The following is a 21254-nucleotide window of genomic DNA, read 5'->3' on the forward strand; positions in this document are numbered from 1 at the left end:
GGTGCGGACACGCCTCAGTTCCCGCTGTCCGGCTCGGGCCAGGCCGAGCAGTCGTCCCAGGTGCTGTCCCAGCCGGAGTTGCCGCCGCCGTCGGTGAGGGTGAAGGTGCCCGAGCCCTCGGGGTACGGGCAGTTGTAGACCCCTGCCGCGCCGACGCCGGTGGCCGTGACGTTCGACATCGTCACGGCGCCCGGCGTCTCCGCCTGGACGACGACCGTGCCGACCCCGTCCACCGACGACCCGTCGACGGTCACGTTCTCGACGCCCCGGCCGGTGCCGCCGCCCGAGACGAACTCGTAGGCGCTGTAGGGGCTGTCCGTGAGGGTGGTGTCGGTGATCTTCACCTGCGCCTCGATGGCGCTGTCGTACGCGTCCACGCGCAGCGCGCCCATGGGGTGGCCCCAGTTGGGGTTGACGGCACCGGTGCGTACGAGAGTGTTCCCGGAGACCGTGATGGTGCCGCCGAGGGGGAAGAAGGGATCGGCGAACTTCTGGTTGGAGATGGCGATGCCGCTGCCGAGGGCGTTGGTGTCGCTGATCAGGTTGTCCTTGACGGTGATGTCGCTGCCGCCGTAGATCGCGATGCCGTTCGCCAGGTTGGGCTGGGAAATGGTGTTGTTCGCGAAGACGGAGTCGGTGTCGGCGGCGTTCAGCGACCACATGGCGAGCGAGTCGTCGCCCTGGTTGCGCAGGAAGTTGTCGCGGACCTGGACGCCGTGGGCGCTGCCGTTGAGGTTCAGGCCGTCCGCGGTGGTGTCGAGGATCCGGTTGTTCTCGACGACCAGGTTGTCGTTGTTGCCGGTGAGCCAGAGGCCGACCTTGAGGTGCTGGAGCCACATGCCGCTGACCCGGGAGTCCGGGCCGAGGGAGCCGTTGACGAAGTTGTCGGGATTGCTGTCGACCCGCTCGGTGACCTCGCCGATGACCGCGAAGTCCTTGATGACGGCCTTGCCCGCGGAGCCGCTCTGGTTGATGAACCGTGAGGCGTGCACGACCGAGTGCCAGCTGCCGGCGCCCTGGATGGTCACGTTCTCGACGCCGCTGAGCTCGGAGTCGAGCCTGAAGTCGCCTGCCGGGATCCACACGGTGCCGCCGCCGGCCTTCGCCTCGGTGATCGCGTCGCGGAAGGCCTGCGTGGAGTCCTGCTGTCCGGTGGCGTCGGCGCCCTTGCCGACGACGGAGACCGCGCCCGGGGGTGCGGCGGCGGGCCCGTCGACCTGCTCGAAGTCGGCGACGTCGACGGTGACCTCGGTGGAGACGGCCTCCAGCCGCACCGTGTCGCCCGCCTGGAGGTCGCGCCCGAGCAGGAGGCGGGCGTTGTCGAAGAAGTGATGGGTCTTGGCGCCGGCGATCCAGGAGGTGTCGACGTAGCTGTACTTGGAGGTGACGGCCAGGGAAGCGTCGAGCCGGGTGCCGTTGACGTAGACGGCGAGCGAACCGCTCTGTCCGTCGGGCACGTTGTAGGCGACGTTCACGGCGTTGGCCGCCCGGTCGAGGGTGAACTCCACGTTCTGCCCGGCGTCCAGGCGTACCGCCTGCCGGCCCGAGGCCTCGGAGGCCAGGGTGCCCTGGGTGTGGTCGGGGCCGATCTTCTGCCCGGTGGTGGTGGCGGACTCCGCCTCGGTGGAGCCGAAGGGAAGCGTGGCGCCTGCCGCGGCGGCCGCCCGGGGCTCCGGGGCCCGCTGGGCGGAGGCCGGACCGGTGACGCCGATGACGGTGGCCACGAGGGCGACCGCGACGCCGAGAACGTACGCACCGCGTGTGGGGGTTGTCGTGGGGGATGACGTGCGCATGACACTCCAATTCATCTGTGACCGCGCTTCCTGGTGGGGGCTGTGGGAGGAGAGGGAAGCGCCTGACACTCAAGCATCACGAACACGTGAACACAAGATGTCGCGCGGATAATGCAAATTCTCGACAGGGAGCTGAAACAACCAACTGCCAGGGAGGCGCGCGTCGGCCGGGCCGGCGAAAGGAGCCCGGCCACCCCACAGCGAAACGGCACCACGCGCGTTCCGCGTGGTGCCGTTCATCCTCGTGCGTACCGGCAGACGCCCCTCGTCACGGGCGCTCCGGGCGCGGCCTCACAGGCCGACGACGCTGTTCCACTTCTTGGCGAATTCGGTGCGCTCCTCCGACGTGATGTCACGGGCGATCGCCAGCCGCTTGCGCATCGCGTCGTCGGGGAAGATCAGCGGGTCCTCGGCGAGCGCGGCCGTGTCCTCGTCCTTGGAGGAGGCCAGGATGTCGCGGGCGGCGGGCACCGGGCAGACGTAGTTGACCCAGGCGGCGAGTTCGGCGGCGACCTCGGGCTCGTAGTAGTAGTCGACGAGCTTCTCGGCGTTGCGCTTGTGGCGGGCGAGGTTGGGGATCATCAGCGATTCGGCCCAGAGCTCGGCACCCTCCTCGGGCACCACGAACTCGATCTCGGGGTTGTCCGCCTGGAGCTGGATGACGTCGCCGGAGTAGGCCTGGCAGGCCAGCACATCACCGGTGGACAGGTCCTTGATGTAGTCGTTGCCCGTGAAGCGGCGGATGTGCTTGGTCTTCACCAGCTTCTCCACCTGGTCGCACATGGCATAGAAGTCGTCACCCTTCCAGCGGGTGATGTCGACGCCGTTGCCCTGCATGAGCAGGGCGAACGCCTCGTCGAGCCCGGACAGCAGGGTGACCTTGCCGCGCAGGTCGTCCGCCCACAGGTCGCTCATGTGCTTGATCTCGCGGCCGAGCTTCTTGCGGTTGTACGCGATGCCGGTGATCCCGGACTGCCACGGCACGCTGTGCCTGCGGCCCTTGTCGAAGGCGGGCGAGCGCAGCTGCGGGTCGAGGTACTTGGCCACGTTGGGCTGCTTGGCCCGGTCCATCTCCTGGACCCAGCCGAGCCGGACGAAGCGCGCGGCCATCCAGTCGCTGATGACGACGAGGTCGCGGCCGGTCTGCTGGTGGTTCATCAGCGCCGGGCTGATCTTGCCGAAGAACTCGTCGTTGTCGTTGATCTCCTCGGTGTACGTGACGGAGATCCCGGTCCGCTTGCTGAACGCGTCGAGGGTGGGCCGCTTCGACGTGTTGTCGTCGTCGGTGTCGATGTAGAGCGGCCAGTTGGCGAAGTGCAGGGTGTGGTCGCCCGCGGAGTCGTCGCGTCCGGCGCGGTCACCGGGCTGCACATAGGCGGCGGGCACCCCGCAGCCGGCCAGCGTGACACCGGCCGCCCCCGCCCCGAGGGCGCGGAGCAGGGACCGGCGGGACATGGGGTGGTTCGGGATCGCTCGCACCCGCGCAGCATGCGCGCCGGCCGGTGCGGCGGGCAATGGACCAACCGTCCAGCCGAGGCCCCCGGCGGCGCACACCCTGTCGAGGACGGCGGGGCCGGGACACGGATACGGCCCCGGGCACTCGCACAGTGCGCCCGGGGCCGTACCTGGTACCGCTGCCGCGACGGTCAGCCGTCGAGGGAGGTCATGACGTGCTTGATACGGGTGTAGTCCTCGAAGCCGTAGGCGGAGAGGTCCTTGCCGTAGCCGGACTTCTTGAACCCGCCGTGCGGCATCTCGGCGACGAGCGGGATGTGGGTGTTGATCCACACACAGCCGAAGTCGAGGTTCTTGGACATGCGCATGGCGCGGGCGTGGTCCTTGGTCCACACCGAGGAGGCCAGGGCGTACTCCACGCCGTTGGCCCACTCCAGCGCCTGGGCCTCGTCCGTGAAGGACTGGACGGTGATGACCGGACCGAAGACCTCGTGCTGGATGATCTCGTCGTCCTGCTTGAGGCCGGAGACGACGGTCGGGGCGTAGAAGTAGCCCTTGTCGCCGACGCGGTGGCCGCCCGCCTCGACCCGGGCGTGGGCCGGGAGGCGCTCGATGAAGCCGCTGACCTGGGCCAGCTGGTTGGCGTTGTTGAGCGGGCCGTAGAGCACGTCCTCGTCGTCCGGCAGCCCGGTCCTGGTGTCGGCGGCGGCCTTGGCCAGCGCGGTGACGAACTCGTCGTGGATGGACTCGTGGACCAGGACGCGGGTCGCGGCCGTACAGTCCTGTCCGGCGTTGAAGTAGCCCGCGACCGAGATGTCCTCGACGGCCTTGGCGATGTCGATGTCCTCGAAGACGACGACGGGCGCCTTGCCGCCGAGCTCCAGGTGGACCCGCTTGACGTCCTTGGCCGCCGACTCGGCGACCTGCATCCCGGCCCGTACCGAGCCGGTGATGGAGGCCATCGCCGGGGTCCGGTGCTCGACCATCGCGCGGCCGGTGTCCCGGTCGCCGCAGATGACGTTGAAGACGCCCTTGGGCAGGATCTGCCCGATGATCTCGGCGATCAGCACCGTGGACGCCGGGGTGGTGTCGGACGGCTTGATCACGACGGTGTTGCCCGCGGCGAGCGCCGGGGCGAACTTCCAGACGGCCATCATCATCGGGTAGTTCCACGGCGCGACCTGCGCGCAGACCCCGACCGGCTCGCGGCGGACGATGGAGGTGAGCCCCTCCATGTACTCGCCGGCCGAGCGGCCCTCCAGCAGCCGGGCGGCACCCGCGAAGAAGCGGATCTGGTCCACCATCGGCGGGATCTCTTCGGTGCGGGTCAGCCCGAGCGGCTTGCCGGTGTTCTCGGACTCGGCCGCGATGAGGTCCTCGGCCCGCTCCTCGAAGGCGTCGGCGATCTTGAGCAGGGCGCGCTGGCGCTCGGCGGGCGTGGCGTCGCGCCAGGCGGGGAACGCCGCCGCGGCGGCCTCCATGGCGGCATCGACGTCGGCGGGGCCGGAGAGCGGCGAGGTCGCGTAGACCTCTTCCGTCACCGGGTTGACCACGTCGATCGTCCGCCCGTCGGCGGCGTCCCGGAACTCCCCGTTGATGTAGTTGCGCAGACGGCGTACCTCGGCGGTCACAGCCACCCCTCCTGATCTGAAGTCCAATGGGTGAGACAGCCCAGCCTAGTCGTTCGGGTGTCGCTTTCGACATACCTACCCGCCGCGAACTTCGGATTCGGTGACTTTTGAGCCCTTCGACAACGAATTTCATCGATCGAGGGTTGCGAGACGGGCCGTCCCGGTGCAGAGTGGCCCCGTGGCCAGTCGCAGCGCAGACTCCAGGAACGGGAGCGGATCGTCCCCAGCGGTCGATGCCGTGTCCCTCGCAATCATCGAGCAGCTCCAGGAGGACGGGCGCCGCCCGTACGCCGCGATAGGCAAGGCCGTGGGCCTCTCCGAGGCGGCCGTGCGCCAGCGCGTCCAGAAGCTGCTGGACCAGGGCGTGATGCAGATCGTCGCCGTCACCGACCCGCTCACCGTGGGGTTCCGGCGGCAGGCGATGGTCGGGATCAATGTCGAGGGCGACCTCGACCCCGTCGCCGAGGCCCTGTCGGCCATGGCCGAGTGCGAGTACGTGGTCATGACCGCGGGCTCCTTCGACCTGATGGTGGAGATCGTCTGCGAGGACGACGACCACCTGCTGGAGACGATCAGCAAACGCATCCGGGCCATTCCCGGCGTGCGCTCCACGGAGAGCTTCGTCTACCTCAAGCTCAAGAAGCAGACCTACATGTGGGGAACCCGATAGCCGTGAGCAAGGACCTGAGCCGGACCGCGTACGACCACCTGTGGATGCACTTCACCCGCATGTCGGACTACGAGAACGCGCCCGTTCCCACCATCGTGCGTGGCGAGGGCACCTACATCTACGACGACCAGGGCAAGCGCTACCTCGACGGGCTGTCCGGCCTGTTCGTGGTCAACGCCGGCCACGGCCGCCACGAGCTCGCCGAGGCCGCGTACAAGCAGGCCCAGGAGCTGGCCTTCTTCCCGGTGTGGTCCTACGCCCACCCGAAGGCCGTCGAGCTCGCCGAGCGCCTCGCCGACTACGCGCCGGGCGACCTCAACAAGGTCTTCTTCACCACCGGTGGCGGCGAGGCCGTCGAGACCGCCTGGAAGCTGGCCAAGCAGTACTTCAAGCTCAGGGGCAAGCCGACCAAGTACAAGGTCATCTCGCGCGCGGTCGCCTACCACGGCACCCCGCAGGGCGCCCTGTCCATCACCGGTCTGCCGGCCCTCAAGGCCCCCTTCGAGCCGCTGGTCCCCGGCGCGCACAAGGTGCCGAACACCAACATCTACCGCGCCCCGATCCACGGCGACGACCCCGAGGCCTTCGGCCGCTGGGCCGCCGACCAGATCGAGCAGGAGATCCTCTTCGAGGGCCCGGAGACCGTCGCCGCGGTCTTCCTGGAGCCGGTGCAGAACGCCGGCGGCTGCTTCCCGCCGCCGCCCGGGTACTTCCAGCGGGTCCGCGAGATCTGCGACCAGTACGACGTGCTGCTCGTCTCCGACGAGGTCATCTGCGCCTTCGGCCGTCTCGGCACGATGTTCGCCTGCGACAAGTTCGGCTACGTACCGGACATGATCACCTGCGCCAAGGGCATGACCTCCGGCTACTCGCCGATCGGCGCCTGCATCGTCTCGGACCGGCTCGCGGAGCCGTTCTACGAGGGCGACAACACCTTCCTGCACGGCTACACCTTCGGCGGCCACCCGGTCTCCGCCGCGGTCGGCCTCGCCAACCTCGACATCTTCGAGCGCGAGGGCCTCAACCAGCACGTCCTCGACAACGAGAACGCGTTCTTCACCACGCTCCAGAAGCTGCTCGACCTGCCGATCGTCGGCGACGTCCGCGGCAACGGCTTCTTCTACGGCATCGAGCTGGTGAAGGACAAGGCCACCAAGGAGACCTTCACCGACGAGGAGACCGAGCGCGTCCTGTACGGCTTCCTCTCCAAGGCGCTGTACGACAACGGGCTGTACTGCCGGGCCGACGACCGGGGCGACCCGGTCGTCCAGCTCGCGCCGCCGCTGGTCTCCGACCAGGCCACGTTCGACGAGATCGAGGGCATCCTGCGGTCCGTGCTGACGGAGGCCTGGACGAAGCTCTGAGCGAGCACTCGGCCGGGTGATCGACCGACCCCGGCTTGACCTCCGCTTGACCGTCCCCCGTCGGTCCCGCAGCGGTCATTTCATACGGTCCACGCGGCCCGGATGCGCCCATTCGAGTGGGAAGAGGCGCACCCGGGCCGCGTGCTGTGCGCACACCGCGATCCGAATCCTTACGGTGCCGAGTGACCGATCGGCCCCCTCTTCGTTCCCCCGTACGGGGGAACGGGATATCTGATCTGAACCGAGGTGTACGCCATGGTGGCCCCGCCGGACAACGACGTGATCTGGGCGCGTTCCCTGCAGCATTCCCACAACGGCTCACCCGCGCTCGGCGGAGTGTCCCTGGGGATCCGGGACGGCGAGATCCTCGCCGTGACCGGGCCGCGCGGCAGCGGCAAGACGACCCTGCTGCACTGCCTCTCGGGGCAGCTGGTGCCCCAGCAGGGCGAGGTGTGGTTCAACAGCGTCCCCGTCCACACCATGGGCCCCCGGCTCCGCGAGCGGCTGCGCCGCGACCGGTTCGGCTGGATCGCCCCCGAACCCCAGCTCGTCCCGGAGCTGAACACCTGGGAGAACACCGCGCTGCCGCTGCTGCTGCGCGGCTCCTCGCACCGGGAGGCCAAGAAGGCCGCCATGGAGTGGCTGGAGCGCCTCGACATCGGCATGTGCGCCAAGAAGCGCCCGCACACCCTCCAGCAGAGCCAGCGCCAGCGGATCGCGGTGGCCCGCGCGCTGGCCGCCGCCCCCACGGTGATCTTCGCCGACGAGCCGACCGCCACGCTGCACCGCACGGACCGCACCCACGTCCTGCGGACCCTGACCAGCGCGGCCCGCTCGCACGGCATCACGGTGGTCCTCGCCACCCACGACGCCGAGATCGCCGCGCTCGCCGACCGCGCGGTGCCACTGCTGGACGGACGCCGGGTCGCCACGGTCGCCCTGCCCGCCGTATCCGATCCGGAGGGCCGCGCGGCGTGCTCGCTCTCCGTCTAGCCCGCGGCTCCCATCCCCTGGTCCTGGTCCGGCGGCTGATGGTCGCCGCCGCGTCCGCCGGAGTCGGCTTCCTGCTGCTGTGCACCCTCGGCTACGCCGCCGGGCACCCCGCGCACTCGGCCGGCTCGGTGCTGCGGCTGCTGTGGTGCCTCGTCCCGCTGGCCGCCACGGTGCAGTTCGCCGTCGCGGTGGCCCGCACGGACCCGAGCACCCGGCCCCGATCCGGCCTGTCCGCCGTCGGCCTCGGCCCGGTGCGGCTGAGCGTGCTCGCCGCGGTCTCCACGGCCGTCTCGTGCACCCTCGGCTCGATGGTGGCGCTGCTCTTCTTCCTCCATCTGCGCGGCGACCTGTACGGACTGCCGTTCGACGGCGCGGCCGCCGAACTGCTCGGCGCGGACGCCCCGCTGCCGCCGGCCGCCGTTCTCCTGCTGCTGACCCTGGTGCCCGCGGCGGCGGCCACCGCGAGCGCGCTGGCACTGCGCACCCGTCCCGTGCGGGCCGCGGGCGCGCCGGACGACACCGAGGACCTGGTGCCGGCCGAGGAGGCCCCCGCCGCCCCGGCCGCCCCGCCGACCGGGCTGCCCTGGGGTGTGGCCCTGACCGCCGCCGGTCTCGCCGTCGAGGCGTACGCGAGCCGGGGCGCGCCCGGCAGCCCCTTCCCGCTCCCGGGCAAGCTCGACTCGACCCCCGCCTGGGTGCTCGTGGGATGGACGCTGACGGCGATCGGGCTGGCCACGGCGGGCCCCGGCCTGACCCACCTCTGCGGCCGGCTGCTCCAGACGGCCCGCCCCGGAGCCGTACGCCTGCTGGCGGGCCGGGTCCTGATGGACGAGGCGCGCAGGATCGGCCGCCCGCTGGGCGTCGTCTGCGCGGTCCTCTCGGCCGTCATCGCCGCCTTCGCGCTGTACGGGACCGGGCCCCGGCCCTTCGGCCCGCTCACCGCGCTCGGCGCGGTGCTCGTCATCGGCTGCACCACGGCGACGCTGCTGACCTCCGCCCTGGAGGCGAAGCAGGCCCGTGCCGAGACCGCCAGGGCGCTGCTGCGGCTCGGCGCGCCCGCCTCGGCGCTGCGCGCGGCCACCGCCCTGCGGGCCGCCGCGCTGCTGCTGGTCTTCGCCCCGCTCACCTGGGCGATCGCCGAACTGGCCGCGCTGCCGCTGACCCCGTGACCGGCGGCCGGCCGGGGGCGCTCCCCCGGCCGGCTGCCGGTCACGAGTCATGAGTCATGAGCCATGAGTCAGAAGAGGGCGGGCAGGACGACGCTCTCCGCCGGGTCGAAGGTGACCCCGACCCTCGCTCCCTCGTCGGGCGTGCCGCGCAGCGAGCACTCGGCGTCCAGGACCGGCCCGTGCTCGGGGTGCAGCTTCACGGCGACATGGGTGCCCCGGAAGGTGCGCGCGCCCACGGTGCAGCGCAGCCCGTCCTGCGGGGAACCGATCCGTACCCCTGCCGGGCGTACCAGCAGATCGCACGCCCCCTGCGCGGAACCGGCCGGGACCGGCACCTTGCCCCAGTCCGTGTCCGCCGCCTCCCCGGTGACGGTCGCCTCCACCACGTTGTCGAAGCCCAGGAAGCGGGCGACGAAGGCGGAGGCGGGGCGCTGCCAGACCTCCAGCGGGGTGCCCACCTGGGCGATGCGTCCGTCGCGCATCACGACGACCCGGTCGGCCAGTGCGAAGGCCTCGCCCTGGTCGTGGGTGACGGCGAGCACGGTCGTGCCCAGCCGGCCGAAGAGCGTGCGCAGTTCGACGACGAGCCGTTCGCGCAGGCTGCGGTCGAGCTGGCCGAGCGGTTCGTCCAGCATCAGCAGCCGGGGGCTCGGGGCGAGCGCGCGGGCGAGGGCGACGCGCTGCTGCTCCCCGCCGGAGAGCGCGGCGACGGCACGCCGTCCGGCGCCGGGCAGGCCCACCAGATCGAGGAGTTCGGCGACCCTGCGGTCCTGCTCGGCGCGGTTCACGCCGTGCATCCGCAGCCCGAAGGCGACGTTGGCGCCGACGTCCCGGTGCGGGAAGAGCTGGTGGTCCTGGAACATCAGGCCGAGCCCGCGCCGGTGCACGGGCACCCCGGCCTGGTCCGCGCCGTCGAGCAGCACCCGGCCGCCGTCCGCCTCCTGGAGTCCGGCCACCACCCGCAGCAGGGTGGACTTCCCGCTGCCGCTCGGCCCGAGGACACAGACGATCTCGTGGTCGGCGACCTCCAGGTCCACCCGGTCCAGCGCCGCCCGCTCGCCGAAGCGGACGGTGGCCGATTCGAGTGTCAGCATCTCTAGAACTCCCCGGATCGGTCCGTGCGGATACGTTCGAGCAGCAGCAGCGACACCGCGCACACCAGCATCAGAATGGTGCTGAGGGCCATCGCCTGGCCGTAGTTGAGCTCCCCGGACCGCCCCAGCAGCCGGGCGACGGCCACCGGAAGCGTCGGGTTGTCGGGCCGCGCGATGAAGACGGTGGCCCCGAACTCCCCGAGCGACACGGCGAACGCGAACCCGGCGGCGACCAGCAGCGCCCGGCGCACCAGTGGCAGGTCCACCTCGCGCCAGGCCCGCAGCGGTGAGGCGCCGAGCACCGCCGCCGCCTCGCGCAGCCGCCCGTCCACCGCCCTGAGGACCGGCAGCATGGTCCGTACGACGAAGGGCACCCCGACCAGGGCCTGGGCGAGCGGCACCAGGATCCAGGAGGTCCGCAGGTCGAGCGGGGGCTTGTCCAGGGTGATCAGGAAGCCGAAGCCGACGGTGACGGCGGAGACCCCGAGCGGCAGCATCAAGAGCGCGTCGAAGCCCCGGACGAGCCGTCCCGCCCGCCGGGTCAGGGCGGCGGCTGCCAGTCCCCCGACGACCAGCGCGATGAGGGTCGCGACCAGGGCGTAGCGCAGCGAGTTCCCGATGGCTTCGATGGGCGCGACCAGGAACGTACCGCTGTTCGCGTCCGCCGACGCCAGCGCGCGGTAGTACGCGAGGCCATGGCCGCCGGAGACGTCGAGCGAGCGTTCCACCAGGACGGCGAGCGGCAGCAGGATCAGGACCAGCACGGTCAGCAGGACACCGGCGAGCAGCGCCCACTGGCCCGGACCGCGCGGTCTGCGGGCCGTCTGCGCCGGGTCGACCAGTTTCAGCGCGCTCTCCCTGCGCCGCACGGTCCACGCATGCACGGCGAGGACGGCGCCGACCGCGAGGAACTGCACGAGCGTCAGCACGGCGGCCGTGGGCAGGGCGAGCAGCTGGGCGGTCTGCCGGTAGATCTCCACCTCAAGCGTGGAGTAGCCGGGGCCACCGAGGATCTGAACGACGCCGAAGGAGGTGAAGGTGAACAGGAAGACCATCAGCGCGGCGGCGGCCACGGCCGGGCCGAGCGCGGGCAGGGTGACGCGCCGCCAGGCGGCGAACCGTCCGGCCCCCAGGACCCGCGCGGCCTCCTCCTGGCGCGGGTCGAGCTGCGACCAGAGCCCGCCGACGGTGCGGACGACGACCGCGTAGTTGAAGAACACATGGGCGAGCAGGATCGCCCACACCGTGGTGTCCAGCCGGACGCCCCACAGCTCGTCGAGGAAGCCGCCGCGCCCCAGCAGGGCGAGGAAGGCCGTGCCGACGACGACGGTCGGCAGCACGAACGGCACCGTGACGACGGCCCGCAGCAGCTGTTTGCCGGGGAAGTCGAACCGGGCGAAGACATACGCGCCCGGCAGGGCGATCAGGAGGGTCAGCGCGGTCGAGGCGAGCGCCTGCCAGAGAGTGAACCAGAGGACGTCGCGGATGTCCGGCCGGGCCAGCACCTCGCCGAACCGGCCGAACTGCCAGACCCCGTCCGCCTTGAGGCCGCGTCCGACGATCGCGGCGACGGGATAGGCGAAGAACAGCGCGAAGAACGCGACGGGCACGGCCATCAGGCCGAGCCGCACCGCGCTCCCGCGCCGGGCCCGGGCGCGTGCGGACCTCCCGCGCGCGCCCGGTCCGCGTACGGGTGTCTTCGCTACTTCACTACGAGCGAGGACCATGACTGGACCCACTGCTCACGGTTCTTGGCGATGGTGTCCGGGGCGACGGTCGCCGGCTTCTCGGCGGTGGCACCGAACTTCGTGAAGAGCGCGGGCACCTTCGCATCCTTCGCGACCGGGCTGACGAACATGTTGAGCGGCATGTCCTCCTGGAACTTCTTGCTGATCAGGAAGTCCAGCAGGGCCTTGCCGCCCGCCTCGTTCCTCGCGCCGTCCAGCAGCCCGGCGAACTCGATCTGGCGGAAGCACGTGCCGGTGGCGACGCCGGTCGGGGCGGTCTTCGGCTGCGGATCCGCGTACAGCACCTCGACGGGCGGGCTGGAGGCGTAGCTGACGACGAGCGGCCGGTCGGCCTTGGCCTTCCTGCCTCCGGCGGAGCCGGAGAACTCCTCGTTGTACGCCTGCTCCCAGCCGTCGACGACCTTGACGCCGTTGTCCTTGAGCTTCTTCCAGTAGCCCTGGTAGCCGTCCTCGCCGAACGTGGCGACCGTGCCGAGGAGGAAGCCGAGGCCGGGCGAGGAGGTCGCGGCGTTCTCGGTGACCAGCAGGTCCTTGTACGCGGGCTTCGCCAGGTCGGCGAAGGTCCGCGGCGGCGCGAGCTTCTTGTCGGCGAAGTACTTCTTGTCGTAGTTGACGCAGATGTCGCCGGTGTCGACCGGGGTGACCCGGTGCTTGTCCGCGTCCAGCTGGACGTCGGCCGCGACCCTGTCGATGCCCTTGGCCTCGTACGGCGTGAACAGGCCGTTGTCGAGGGCGCGGGAGAGCAGGGTGTTGTCGACGCCGAAGAACACGTCGCCGCGCGGCGAGCCCTTGGTCAGGATCTCCTGGTTGAGGGCGGCGCCGGCGTCACCGCTCTTCAGCACCTTGACGGTGTAGCCGGTCTCGCGGGTGAACTCCTTCAGCACGCCCTTGGAGGCGTTGAAGGAGTCGTGGCTGACGAGCGTGACGGTCTTGGAGCCGGTGCCGTTGGTGCCGCCGGTACCGGAGGCCTTGTCGTCGGAGCTTCCGCAGCCGGCCAGCGCGGTCGCGCCGAGCGCGGCGGCGAGGGCCGTCACCGCGATCTTCTGGGTGGTGCTCATGTGATTCCTCCTGGAGTGACCAGGAAGAGACGCGGCCCTGCCCGCGCCGGTGGAAACCGGAAGCGGGCAGGGCGCAACAGCTTGAGTAAGGTCCGAACTTCCTACCCGGAATGACCCGGGCGAGGTTCAGAGGGTCTGCGGCCAACCTGTCCTTGGTGCCGCACTCTCAGCGCTGTGGCGCTCCCCTGTCGGAATATGAAGTTGATTTCGGCCCCAGGCTACACGGCCCCCGTGGGCCTCAGCGCTCGGATGCCGCCAGCTGTCCGCAGGCCCCGTCGATCTCCTGGCCGCGGGTGTCCCGGACGGTGACGGGCACGCCGTGGGCGGCGATGGCCTCGACGAACGCCTTCTCGTCCTCGGGCCGGGAGGCGGTCCACTTCGAGCCCGGGGTCGGGTTCAGCGGGATCAGGTTGACGTGGACGCGCTTGCCCTTGAGGAGGCGGCCGAGCCGGTCGCCCCGCCACGCCTGGTCGTTGATGTCGCGGATCAGGGCGTACTCGATGGAGATGCGGCGGCCGGACTTCTCCGCGTACTCCCACGCGGCGTCCAGGACCTCGTTGACGTTCCACCGGGTGTTGACCGGGACGAGGGTGTCGCGCAGCTCGTCGTCCGGGGCGTGCAGCGAGACGGCGAGACGGCACTTGAAGCCCTCGTCGGCGAACCGGAGCATCGCGGGGACGAGGCCGACGGTGGAGACGGTGATCCCGCGCTGCGAGAGCCCCAGGCCGTCGGGCTCGGGGTCGGTCAGCCGGCGGATCGCGCCGACCACGCGGTTGTAGTTGGCCAGCGGCTCGCCCATGCCCATGAAGACGATGTTGGAGAGCCGGGCCGGACCGCCCGGGACCTCGCCGTCGCGCAGCGCCCGCATGCCGTCCACGATCTGGTGGACGATCTCGGCGGTGGACAGGTTGCGGTCGAGACCGGCCTGTCCGGTGGCGCAGAACGGGCAGTTCATCCCGCAGCCGGCCTGCGAGGAGATGCACATCGTGACGCGCTCGGGATAGCGCATCAGGACGGACTCGACCAGCGTCCCGTCGTGCAGCTTCCACAGCGTCTTGCGGGTGGTGTCGTCGTCGCAGCTGATGTGCCGGACCACCGACATCAGGTCGGGGAACATCGCCTCGGCGAGCTTGTCCCGCGATCCGGCCGGGATGTTGGTCCACTCCGCCGGGTCGTGCGCGTACCGCGCGAAGTAGTGCTGCGAGAGCTGCTGGGCGCGGAAGGGCTTCTCGCCGATCGCGGCGACGGCCTCCCTGCGCTCGGCGGGCGTGAGGTCGGCGAGATGCCGCGGCGGCTTCTTGGCTCCGCGGGGCGCGACGAAAGTGAGTTCTCCGGGCTTAGGCATGGTTCTTCCAGTGTCGCAGACACGCGGAGGTGCCCCTGCCCCTCGTCGGCCGGGGCCCTCGCGGTACCGCTGCGCGGGCCCCGACGGGGTATCCGGAGAGACAGGGACAGCCCGCCGACTTCGCAGGAGGTATCCGTCGTGCACACCGTGAAGCACTGGTTCAACCACAGCCTGGCCGCGCAGGCCCTCGTGCTCTTCGTCCTGGGGCTGGGCCTCGGTGCCGTGTTCCGCCGGGACGATCATCCGGCGTTATGGGCGGTGCAGAGCCTGCTCTGCACCGCCGTGGTCATCGGCATCCTGGCGTACCAGCGGCGCAGGACCAGCCGGGCGACCGGGGCGCGGCCGAGTGCGGTCGTCGACCTCAACCGCAGGATCCGCCGCCGTGAGGTGCCCCGGGACCCCGAGGAGCGCGCGATGATGCGGCGGCTGGTCGACGAGCAGCTCGGGAAGATGGAGCGGGGCGGCCGGTGGCTGCCGTACTGGCTGGGCCTGGTCGCCGTCGGCATGCTCGTCCTCGGTGCCACCACCGGCTCGCCGGCCTTCCCCGTGGTCTTCGCCGTCGGGGTGGTCGTGTTCTGCACCTGGATCCTGTGGATGCGCCGCCGGGCCATGGAGATGCACCACCACATGCGCTCGGCCCTGCGCGAGCGCGGCTGACACCGGAGAAACACGCGTGAGGGCCCCCGTCCGCGGACGGGGGCCCTCACGCGTTGCCGTGCCGGCAAATGCTCAGCCGGAGCCGACGAAGACGACCAGCAGCAGCCAGACCACCGGCGCGGTCGGCAGCAGGGAGTCCAGCCGGTCCATGATCCCGCCGTGGCCGGGCAGCAGCGTGCCCATGTCCTTGATCCCGAGGTCCCGCTTGATCATGGACTCGCCCAGGTCGCCGAGGGTGGCGCTGGCGGCGACGGCGAGGCCGAGCAGCAGCCCCTGCCACCAGGAACCGTCGTCGATCAGGAACTGCATGCACAGCGCGCCGGCCACCATCGCGAAGGCCACGGCTCCGAACAGGCCCTCCCGGGTCTTCCCGGGGCTGATGCGGGGTGCGAGCTTGTGCTTGCCGAACCGCCAGCCGACGGCGTACGCGCCGGTGTCGCTGACCACGGTCAGCAGCAGGAAGGTCAGGACCCGCTGCGGTCCGTCGTCGGCGGTCAGCATCATCGCGACGAAGGTGGCCAGGAAAGGCACGTAGAACGCGGCGAAGACGCCTGCCGTGACGTCCTTGAGGTAGCCCTCCGGCGGTTCGGTCATCCGCCAGACGAGCACCGCCAGGGCGGTCAGCGCCATCGCGACCCAGGCACCCTCGGCGCCCCGCGCGTACCCGGCGACGACCATCGCCGCGCCACCGATCGCGAGCGGCACCAGCGGCGCCTTGATGCCCTTGCGCTCCTCGAGCCGGGAGGTGAGCTCCCACAGGCCGACGACGACGGCGACGGCGATCACCCCGACGAAGACGGCCTTCACGATGAAGAGCGAGGCCGCGACGACGACGCCGAGCCCCAGGCCGACCCCTATGGCGGCTCCCAGATCACGGCCCGCACGCTTCTTCTGCGGGGGTGGCGGCGCGGTGGACATGGGCTCCTGCGGCTTCTCGTCACGGAACAGGGGGCCGCCGCTCAGGCGTCCGGCCCCCTGGTCCCGGTCATCACGGTCGTCAGCGTCTCTACCTGCGTCGGGAACGTCCGGCACGATGGGCATGGGCCGAGTCTGCTGGGCGTCATGCACATCGTATGCAGGACCCGCCGGAGCGGCCCGCATCTCGGGAGCGGCCCGGTGGCCGGCGCCCTGCGGGACGCCCCAGGAGGAGTCGTTCATCAGACTTCGAGCAGCTCGGCTTCCTTGTGCTTCAGCAGCTCGTCCACCTGCGCGACGTACTTCGCGGTGGTGTCGTCGAGCTCCTTCTCGGCGCGGCGGACCTCGTCCTCGCCGGACTCCTTGTCCTTGACCAGCTTGTCGAGCGTCTCCTTGGCCTTGCGGCGGACGGCCCGGATCGAGATCTTGGAGTCCTCGGCCTTGGTCTTCGCGACCTTGATGTAGTCGCGACGGCGCTCTTCGGTGAGGTCGGGGAAGGTCACCCGGATGATGTTGCCGTCGTTGCTCGGGTTGACACCGAGGTCCGAGTCGCGGATGGCCTGCTCGATGTTGCGCAGCGCGCTCTTGTCGAACGGCGTCACGACGGCCATACGGGGCTCGGGCACCGAGAACGAGGCCAGCTGGTTGATCGGGGTCAGCGCGCCGTAGTAGTCGGCGACGATCTTGTTGAACATCGCCGGGTGCGCACGGCCGGTGCGGATCGCGGCGAAGTCCTCTTTCGCGACGACGACGGCCTTCTCCATCTTCTCCTCGGCCTCGAGGAGGGTTTCTTCGATCACCACGTGCTCCTGCGTGTCTTGAATGGGCCCGGAGTGCTCGGGCCCGGCGGATCCTGCGTCGCCCGGTTTGTCAGGCCCGGGTGCCCTGGTCACTCACGAGCGTGCCGATCTTCTCACCCTTGACGGCGCGGGCGATATTGCCGGCGGCGGTCAGCTCGAAGACGAGGATCGGCAGCTGGTTGTCACGGCAGAGCGTGATGGCGGTGGCGTCGGCGACCTTGAGATCGCGGGCGAGCACCTCGCTGTACTCCAGCGCGTCGAACTTCACGGCTCCGGGGTTGGTCTTCGGGTCGGAGTCGTAGACGCCGTCCACGCCGTTCTTGCCCATCAGCAGGCCCTCGGCGTCGATCTCCAGGGCGCGCTGGGCCGCGGTGGTGTCGGTGGAGAAGTACGGCATGCCCATGCCGGCGCCGAAGATGACGACGCGGCCCTTCTCCAGGTGCCGTACGGCACGCAGCGGGATGTACGGCTCCGCGACCTGCCCCATGGTGATGGCGGTCTGGACGCGGGAGTCGATGCCCTCCTTCTCCAGGAAGTCCTGGAGGGCGAGGCAGTTCATGACGGTGCCGAGCATGCCCATGTAGTCGGAGCGCGCCCGGTCCATGCCGCGCTGCTGGAGCTCGGCGCCGCGGAAGAAGTTGCCGCCGCCGATGACGACCGCGATTTCCGCGCCGTCCCGGACGACGGCCGCGATCTCGCGGGCGATGGCGTGCACGACATCGGGATCGACACCGAGACCCCCGCCACCGGCGAACGCCTCGCCGGACAGCTTCAGCATGAAGCGTCCGGGCACCTTGCCGTCGTCGCGCTTGTGGTCACCGTGTGCGGCGTCCGCGCCCTTGTTCATGGGAATTCTCCTCGTGCACATACGAAGAAGGCCATTGCCGGTGGGTCTGGTGTCCCTCAGCGGCAATGGCCTCCTCGTCAGATCTGCGGTCGTACGGCGGTGTGCGGCCGTCGACTGCACCAGACCCTATCGGGGTCCACCGTTTTTCGCGGACGGACTCAGATGCCGACCTTGATGCGCGTGAAGCGCTTCAGGGTGACACCGGCCTCGTCCAGGACCTTCTGGACGGACTTCTTGTTGTCCAGCGCGTACGGCTGGCCGAGGAGGGTGGCCTCCTTGAAGAAGCCGTTGACGCGACCCTCGACGATCTTCGGGAGCGCGGCCTCGGGCTTGCCCTCGGCGCGCGTGGTCTCCTCGGCGACGCGGCGCTCGGCCTCGACGACCTCGGCCGGGACGTCCTCGCGGGAGAGGTACTTCGGCGCGAAGGCGGCGATGTGCTGCGCGATGCCCTTGGCCAGCTCGGCGTCGGCCTTGTCCAGCTCGACCAGGACACCGATCTGCGGGGGCAGGTCGGGCATGGTGCGGTGCATGTACACGGAGACGTAGGCGCCGGTGAACTGCGCGAAGCGGTCCAGGACGATCTTCTCGCCGAGGTTGGCGTTGGCCTCGTCCACGTACGCCTGGACGGTCTTGCCGGGCTCGATCTCGGACGCGAGCAGCGCCTGGATGTCGGCCGGGGAGGTCGCGGCGACGTGCGCGGCGAGCGTGTTGGCGACGGCCTGGAACTTGTCGCCCTTGGCGACGAAGTCCGTCTCGCACTTCAGCTCGAGCAGGACGCCGGACGTCTTGTCGTCGGAGACGAGGGAGACGACCGCACCGTTCTCGGCAGAACGGCCCTCGCGCTTGGCGACGCCCTTCTGACCCTTGATGCGGAGGGCCTCGACAGCGCCTTCGACGTTGCCGTCGGCCTCGTCGAGCGCCTTCTTGCAGTCCATCATGCCGGCGCCGGTGAGCTCACGGAGCTTCTTGACGTCAGCGGCGGTGTAGTTCGCCATGAGTCTGTATTTCTCTCTCGAAGTCTGAAAGATCTACGGGTCAACGGCGGGGGCGGTGCTTGTGGCACCGGCCCCCGCCGTCTTGAGCCGTGACGGGTGTCAGGCCTGCTCGGCGTCCGCGGCCGGGGCCTCGGCGGCGGGGGCCTCGGCAGCAGCCTCGGCGGCCGGGGCGTCGGCGGCCTCGGCGTCCGCGACCTTCTCGGTCTCGGCGGAGGTCTGGACCTCGGCGTCGGCCTTCTTGTCGCCCTCGAGCAGGTCACGCTCCCACTCGGCGAGCGGCTCGCCGGCGGCCTTCTCGCCCGGCTTCGAGTCGCCGGTCGCGGCGCCGGAGCGGGCGATGAGGCCCTCGGCGACGGCGTCGGCGATCACGCGGGTGAGCAGGGTGACGGAGCGGATCGCGTCGTCGTTGCCCGGAATCTTGTAGTCGACCTCGTCGGGGTCACAGTTGGTGTCCAGGATCGCGACGACCGGGATGTGGAGCTTGCGCGCCTCACCGACGGCGATGTGCTCCTTCTTGGTGTCGACGATCCAGACGGCGCTCGGCACCTTCTGCATCTCGCGGATACCACCGAGGGTCTTCTCCAGCTTGGCCTTCTCGCGCGAGAGGACCAGGAGCTCCTTCTTGGTGAGGCCGGAGGCGGCCACGTCCTCGAAGTCGATGAGCTCGAGCTCCTTCAGACGCTGAAGGCGCTTGTAGACGGTGGAGAAGTTGGTGAGCATGCCACCGAGCCAACGCTGGTTGACGTACGGCATGCCGACGCGCGTCGCCTGCTCGGCGATGGCCTCCTGGGCCTGCTTCTTCGTACCCACGAACATGATGGAGCCGCCGTGGGCGACGGTCTCCTTGACGAACTCGTAGGCGCGGTCGATGTACGACAGCGACTGGAGCAGGTCGATGATGTAGATGCCGTTGCGCTCCGTGAAGATGAAGCGCTTCATCTTCGGGTTCCAACGGCGGGTCTGGTGACCGAAGTGGACGCCGCTTTCCAGCAGCTCCCGCATCGTGACGACGGCCATGGCCGTACTCCTTGAGGTACTCGGTTATCGCGACCGCAGGATTGCTGTCGCGCCTGACGCCCCGACGCGCCGTGCCACGAGGGACCGAGGAGCGCGGCCACCTCCGCAGAGCGGGAGGTGGCGGGGCGTGCGAAGTCGACCCGGTGACCCGGATCGCCAGAAGAAGTGTACGGGACCCGCCGGGTCCCGGGTGACGGCGCTGTCCACAACCGGCCGGTAGTCCACAGAACCGGTCCATGATCCCCGCGGAACGGGCCCTCGGGGGACGGTGGGGCCATGCGACGCACATCAGACCGGGCGGCTGCCCGGACCCCGAACGGCAGGGCGGCGTGGTGGGCGGCGGCGGTCCTCGCGGGGCTGCTGCTGGTGACGGCGGGGCCGACCCGGCCGGCCGCCGCGGCCGTTCCCGCACGGGCCGGCGCACCCTCGCCGGTGGCCCCGGCAGGCGCCCGCGTCTGGCCGCTGGCGGGCCGCCCGACGGTGGTACGGGGCTGGGAACCGCCCGCGACCGACTACGGACGGGGACACCGGGGCGTGGACCTGGCCGCCGGGCCCGGTACGCAGGTGCGCGCCGCCGCGTCCGGCCGGGTCTCCTACGCGGGCGCCGTGGCCGGTCGCGGGGTGCTGGCGATCGAGGTGGCCGGGACGGGTGATCCGCCGCTGCGGACCACGTACGAGCCGGTGCGCCCGCTGGTCACCGAGGGCGACGACGTCGTGGCGGGGCAGGTGGTGGCCGTTGTGGCGGAGGGGCCGTTCCACTGCCCGTCGGGCTGTCTGCACTGGGGCCTGCGCCGGGCGAAGGCGTACCTGGACCCCCTGTCGCTCCTGCCGCCCGCACTGCTGCGCCGCGGCCCCTCCCGCCTGCTCCCGGTCTTCGGCGTACCGCTGCCGGGCGGCGTCACGGGCGACGGTCCGGGCGGAGGTCCTTCGGTGCCGACGGGCGGCGGGGCGGTGGTGACTGCGGCCGCTCTCGCGCGGGGGCGGCGGGGCCGGGAGCGGCGTCAGGCCTGCTCGGCGGGGATGCCCCGGACGCCGTGCAGGATCATGGCGACGGCGGTGTCGGCGATCACGCCGGGCTCCTCCGCCACGGTCAGCTCGATACGCCGGACCGCGGCGTCCACCGAACCCTGGAGCAGCATGGCCGCGAGCCGGGGCTGCGCGTGGCCGAGGTCGCCGAGCGCCTCGACGATCATGGCGATGAGGCCGCCGTGCGCGGCGCGGATCTTCTCGCGGGCGCCCGCGTCCAGCTCGCTGGCGGAGATCGCGACCACGGCCCGGTGGCGCCGGTCGCCGACGAGGTCGAGCTGCCGGCGGACGTACGCCTCGATCTTCTCCTCGGGCGTCCCCGCACGCTCCATCGCGTGCTCGACCTCGGCCGCCCAGACCGGGAAGTCGACGGCGCACAGCTCCTCGACGACGGCGGCGCGCGAACGGAAGTACTCGTAGACGGAGGACCGGGCGAGGCCCGTGCGTTCGGCGAGGGCGGGGAAGGTCAAGGCCTCCGTGCCTCCCTCGGACAGCAGGGAGCGCGCTGCGTCCAGGAGGGCGCCGCGCTGCATGGTCCGGTGCTCGGCCACGGAGGCCGCTCGAATCCTGGGCACGCCTCCACTCTACGGCGGGCCGCCGCCGGGAGGGTGCGGGTGGCCCCGGTATGGCCGAAGCGGCCCGGAGGGACGGGGCAGGAGGCGAGGGGAGAGGTGGGA

The 21254-nt window shown here is 70.8% G+C and carries 18 protein-coding genes, 1 pseudogene and 1 riboswitch; of the genes and pseudogenes, 6 read left to right on the forward strand and 13 right to left on the reverse strand.

Annotation, left to right across the window (positions count from 1 at the left end; translation table 11 throughout):
- Window positions 1-14 precede the first annotated feature (14 nt).
- From RLT58_RS09495 to RLT58_RS09505, 3 genes are all read right to left on the reverse strand, one after another.
- Window positions 15-1793: a glycosyl hydrolase family 28-related protein gene (locus tag RLT58_RS09495; protein WP_399131207.1), complete on the reverse strand. Its 1779-nt coding sequence runs from the start codon at window positions 1791-1793 to the stop codon at window positions 15-17.
- Window positions 1794-2084: 291 nt separating this feature from the next.
- Window positions 2085-3248 (reverse strand): ABC transporter substrate-binding protein, encoded by a 1164-nt coding sequence (locus tag RLT58_RS09500; RefSeq protein WP_311314454.1) that lies wholly within the window; start codon window positions 3246-3248, stop codon window positions 2085-2087.
- Between the two features lie 191 nt (window positions 3249-3439).
- Complete coding sequence (locus tag RLT58_RS09505) at window positions 3440-4879, reverse strand: gamma-aminobutyraldehyde dehydrogenase (RefSeq protein ID WP_311309969.1); 1440 nt, start codon at window positions 4877-4879, stop codon at window positions 3440-3442.
- A 178-nt stretch (window positions 4880-5057) separates the two neighbouring features.
- Here RLT58_RS09505 and RLT58_RS09510 point away from each other — a divergent pair, with 178 nt between their 5' ends.
- The 4 genes from RLT58_RS09510 (at window position 5058) to RLT58_RS09525 (ending at window position 9075) form a co-directional block, all read left to right on the forward strand.
- Complete coding sequence (locus RLT58_RS09510; RefSeq protein ID WP_311309970.1) at window positions 5058-5549, forward strand: Lrp/AsnC family transcriptional regulator; 492 nt, start codon at window positions 5058-5060, stop codon at window positions 5547-5549.
- Window positions 5534-6913 carry an aspartate aminotransferase family protein gene (locus RLT58_RS09515; RefSeq protein ID WP_311309971.1) on the forward strand — a complete coding sequence of 460 codons (1380 nt, stop codon included), beginning with the start codon at window positions 5534-5536 and terminating at the stop codon, window positions 6911-6913. The genes RLT58_RS09510 and RLT58_RS09515 overlap by 16 nt, the downstream gene beginning before the upstream one ends.
- Window positions 6914-7168: 255 nt before the next feature.
- The gene (locus tag RLT58_RS09520) at window positions 7169-7906 is read left to right on the forward strand and encodes an ABC transporter ATP-binding protein (protein WP_311309972.1); all 738 of its coding nucleotides are present in this window, start codon (window positions 7169-7171) and stop codon (window positions 7904-7906) included.
- Window positions 7888-9075, forward strand: coding sequence for a hypothetical protein (locus tag RLT58_RS09525; RefSeq protein WP_311309973.1), 1188 nt, complete (start codon window positions 7888-7890; stop codon window positions 9073-9075). The genes RLT58_RS09520 and RLT58_RS09525 overlap by 19 nt, the downstream gene beginning before the upstream one ends.
- A 68-nt stretch (window positions 9076-9143) precedes the next feature.
- Here the strand turns inward: RLT58_RS09525 and RLT58_RS09530 are convergent, their stop codons facing one another.
- From RLT58_RS09530 to rlmN, 4 genes are all read right to left on the reverse strand, one after another.
- Window positions 9144-10169: an ABC transporter ATP-binding protein gene (locus RLT58_RS09530; protein WP_311309974.1), complete on the reverse strand. Its 1026-nt coding sequence runs from the start codon at window positions 10167-10169 to the stop codon at window positions 9144-9146.
- 2 nt (window positions 10170-10171) lie between these two features.
- Window positions 10172-11785, reverse strand: coding sequence for an ABC transporter permease (locus RLT58_RS09535; protein WP_311314455.1), 1614 nt, complete (start codon window positions 11783-11785; stop codon window positions 10172-10174).
- 86 nt (window positions 11786-11871) lie between these two features.
- The gene (locus RLT58_RS09540; RefSeq protein ID WP_311309975.1) at window positions 11872-12975 is read right to left on the reverse strand and encodes a thiamine ABC transporter substrate-binding protein; all 1104 of its coding nucleotides are present in this window, start codon (window positions 12973-12975) and stop codon (window positions 11872-11874) included.
- 80 nt (window positions 12976-13055) lie between these two features.
- A riboswitch (TPP riboswitch) is annotated at window positions 13056-13172 on the reverse strand.
- Window positions 13173-13213: 41 nt separating this feature from the next.
- The gene (gene rlmN / locus RLT58_RS09545; RefSeq protein WP_311309976.1) at window positions 13214-14320 is read right to left on the reverse strand and encodes a dual-specificity RNA methyltransferase RlmN; all 1107 of its coding nucleotides are present in this window, start codon (window positions 14318-14320) and stop codon (window positions 13214-13216) included.
- 138 nt (window positions 14321-14458) lie between these two features.
- On the opposite strand from rlmN, the gene RLT58_RS09550 reads away from it, so the two are divergent.
- Window positions 14459-14977, forward strand: a complete 519-nt coding sequence (locus tag RLT58_RS09550) for a hypothetical protein (RefSeq protein ID WP_311309977.1) — start codon at window positions 14459-14461, stop codon at window positions 14975-14977.
- Window positions 14978-15049: 72 nt separating this feature from the next.
- Here the strand turns inward: RLT58_RS09550 and RLT58_RS09555 are convergent, their stop codons facing one another.
- From RLT58_RS09555 to rpsB, 5 genes are all read right to left on the reverse strand, one after another.
- Complete coding sequence (locus tag RLT58_RS09555; protein WP_311309978.1) at window positions 15050-16135, reverse strand: phosphatidate cytidylyltransferase; 1086 nt, start codon at window positions 16133-16135, stop codon at window positions 15050-15052.
- Window positions 16135-16692: a ribosome recycling factor gene (frr, locus tag RLT58_RS09560; RefSeq protein WP_093899080.1), complete on the reverse strand. Its 558-nt coding sequence runs from the start codon at window positions 16690-16692 to the stop codon at window positions 16135-16137. Before frr ends, RLT58_RS09555 begins: the two co-directional genes overlap by 1 nt.
- A 70-nt stretch (window positions 16693-16762) precedes the next feature.
- The gene (pyrH, locus tag RLT58_RS09565; protein ID WP_311309979.1) at window positions 16763-17539 is read right to left on the reverse strand and encodes a UMP kinase; all 777 of its coding nucleotides are present in this window, start codon (window positions 17537-17539) and stop codon (window positions 16763-16765) included.
- A 158-nt stretch (window positions 17540-17697) separates the two neighbouring features.
- Window positions 17698-18534: a translation elongation factor Ts gene (tsf, locus tag RLT58_RS09570; RefSeq protein ID WP_311309980.1), complete on the reverse strand. Its 837-nt coding sequence runs from the start codon at window positions 18532-18534 to the stop codon at window positions 17698-17700.
- 99 nt (window positions 18535-18633) lie between these two features.
- Entirely contained in the window at window positions 18634-19551 is a 918-nt protein-coding gene (gene rpsB, locus RLT58_RS09575) for a 30S ribosomal protein S2 (protein ID WP_311309981.1), read from the reverse strand.
- 276 nt (window positions 19552-19827) lie between these two features.
- Between rpsB and RLT58_RS09580 the strand changes: the two are divergent.
- Window positions 19828-20307: pseudogene (locus RLT58_RS09580) on the forward strand (peptidoglycan DD-metalloendopeptidase family protein); the annotation flags it as partial.
- Window positions 20308-20552: 245 nt separating this feature from the next.
- Here the strand turns inward: RLT58_RS09580 and RLT58_RS09585 are convergent.
- Window positions 20553-21128: a TetR/AcrR family transcriptional regulator gene (locus RLT58_RS09585; RefSeq protein WP_311314456.1), complete on the reverse strand. Its 576-nt coding sequence runs from the start codon at window positions 21126-21128 to the stop codon at window positions 20553-20555.
- Window positions 21129-21254: the final 126 nt, after the last annotated feature.

Origin of the sequence: Streptomyces sp. ITFR-16 (assembly GCF_031844705.1) — a bacterium.
Taxonomy (GTDB): domain Bacteria; phylum Actinomycetota; class Actinomycetes; order Streptomycetales; family Streptomycetaceae; genus Streptomyces.

Excerpts from the sequence above, each read along its gene's own strand:
- RLT58_RS09540 (WP_311309975.1), bottom strand. The coding sequence starts at position 12,975 with ATGAGCACCACCCAGAAGATCGCGGTGACGGCCCTCGCCGCCGCGCTC.
- RLT58_RS09495 (WP_399131207.1), bottom strand. The coding sequence starts at position 1,793 with ATGCGCACGTCATCCCCCACGACAACCCCCACACGCGGTGCGTACGTT.
- RLT58_RS09520 (WP_311309972.1), top strand. The coding sequence starts at position 7,169 with ATGGTGGCCCCGCCGGACAACGACGTGATCTGGGCGCGTTCCCTGCAG.
- rlmN (WP_311309976.1), bottom strand. The coding sequence starts at position 14,320 with ATGCCTAAGCCCGGAGAACTCACTTTCGTCGCGCCCCGCGGAGCCAAG.
- RLT58_RS09530 (WP_311309974.1), bottom strand. The coding sequence starts at position 10,169 with ATGCTGACACTCGAATCGGCCACCGTCCGCTTCGGCGAGCGGGCGGCG.
- RLT58_RS09535 (WP_311314455.1), bottom strand. The coding sequence starts at position 11,785 with ATGGCCGTGCCCGTCGCGTTCTTCGCGCTGTTCTTCGCCTATCCCGTC.
- RLT58_RS09555 (WP_311309978.1), bottom strand. The coding sequence starts at position 16,135 with ATGAACGACTCCTCCTGGGGCGTCCCGCAGGGCGCCGGCCACCGGGCC.
- rpsB (WP_311309981.1), bottom strand. The coding sequence starts at position 19,551 with ATGGCCGTCGTCACGATGCGGGAGCTGCTGGAAAGCGGCGTCCACTTC.
- RLT58_RS09500 (WP_311314454.1), bottom strand. The coding sequence starts at position 3,248 with ATGTCCCGCCGGTCCCTGCTCCGCGCCCTCGGGGCGGGGGCGGCCGGT.
- tsf (WP_311309980.1), bottom strand. The coding sequence starts at position 18,534 with ATGGCGAACTACACCGCCGCTGACGTCAAGAAGCTCCGTGAGCTCACC.
- pyrH (WP_311309979.1), bottom strand. The coding sequence starts at position 17,539 with ATGAACAAGGGCGCGGACGCCGCACACGGTGACCACAAGCGCGACGAC.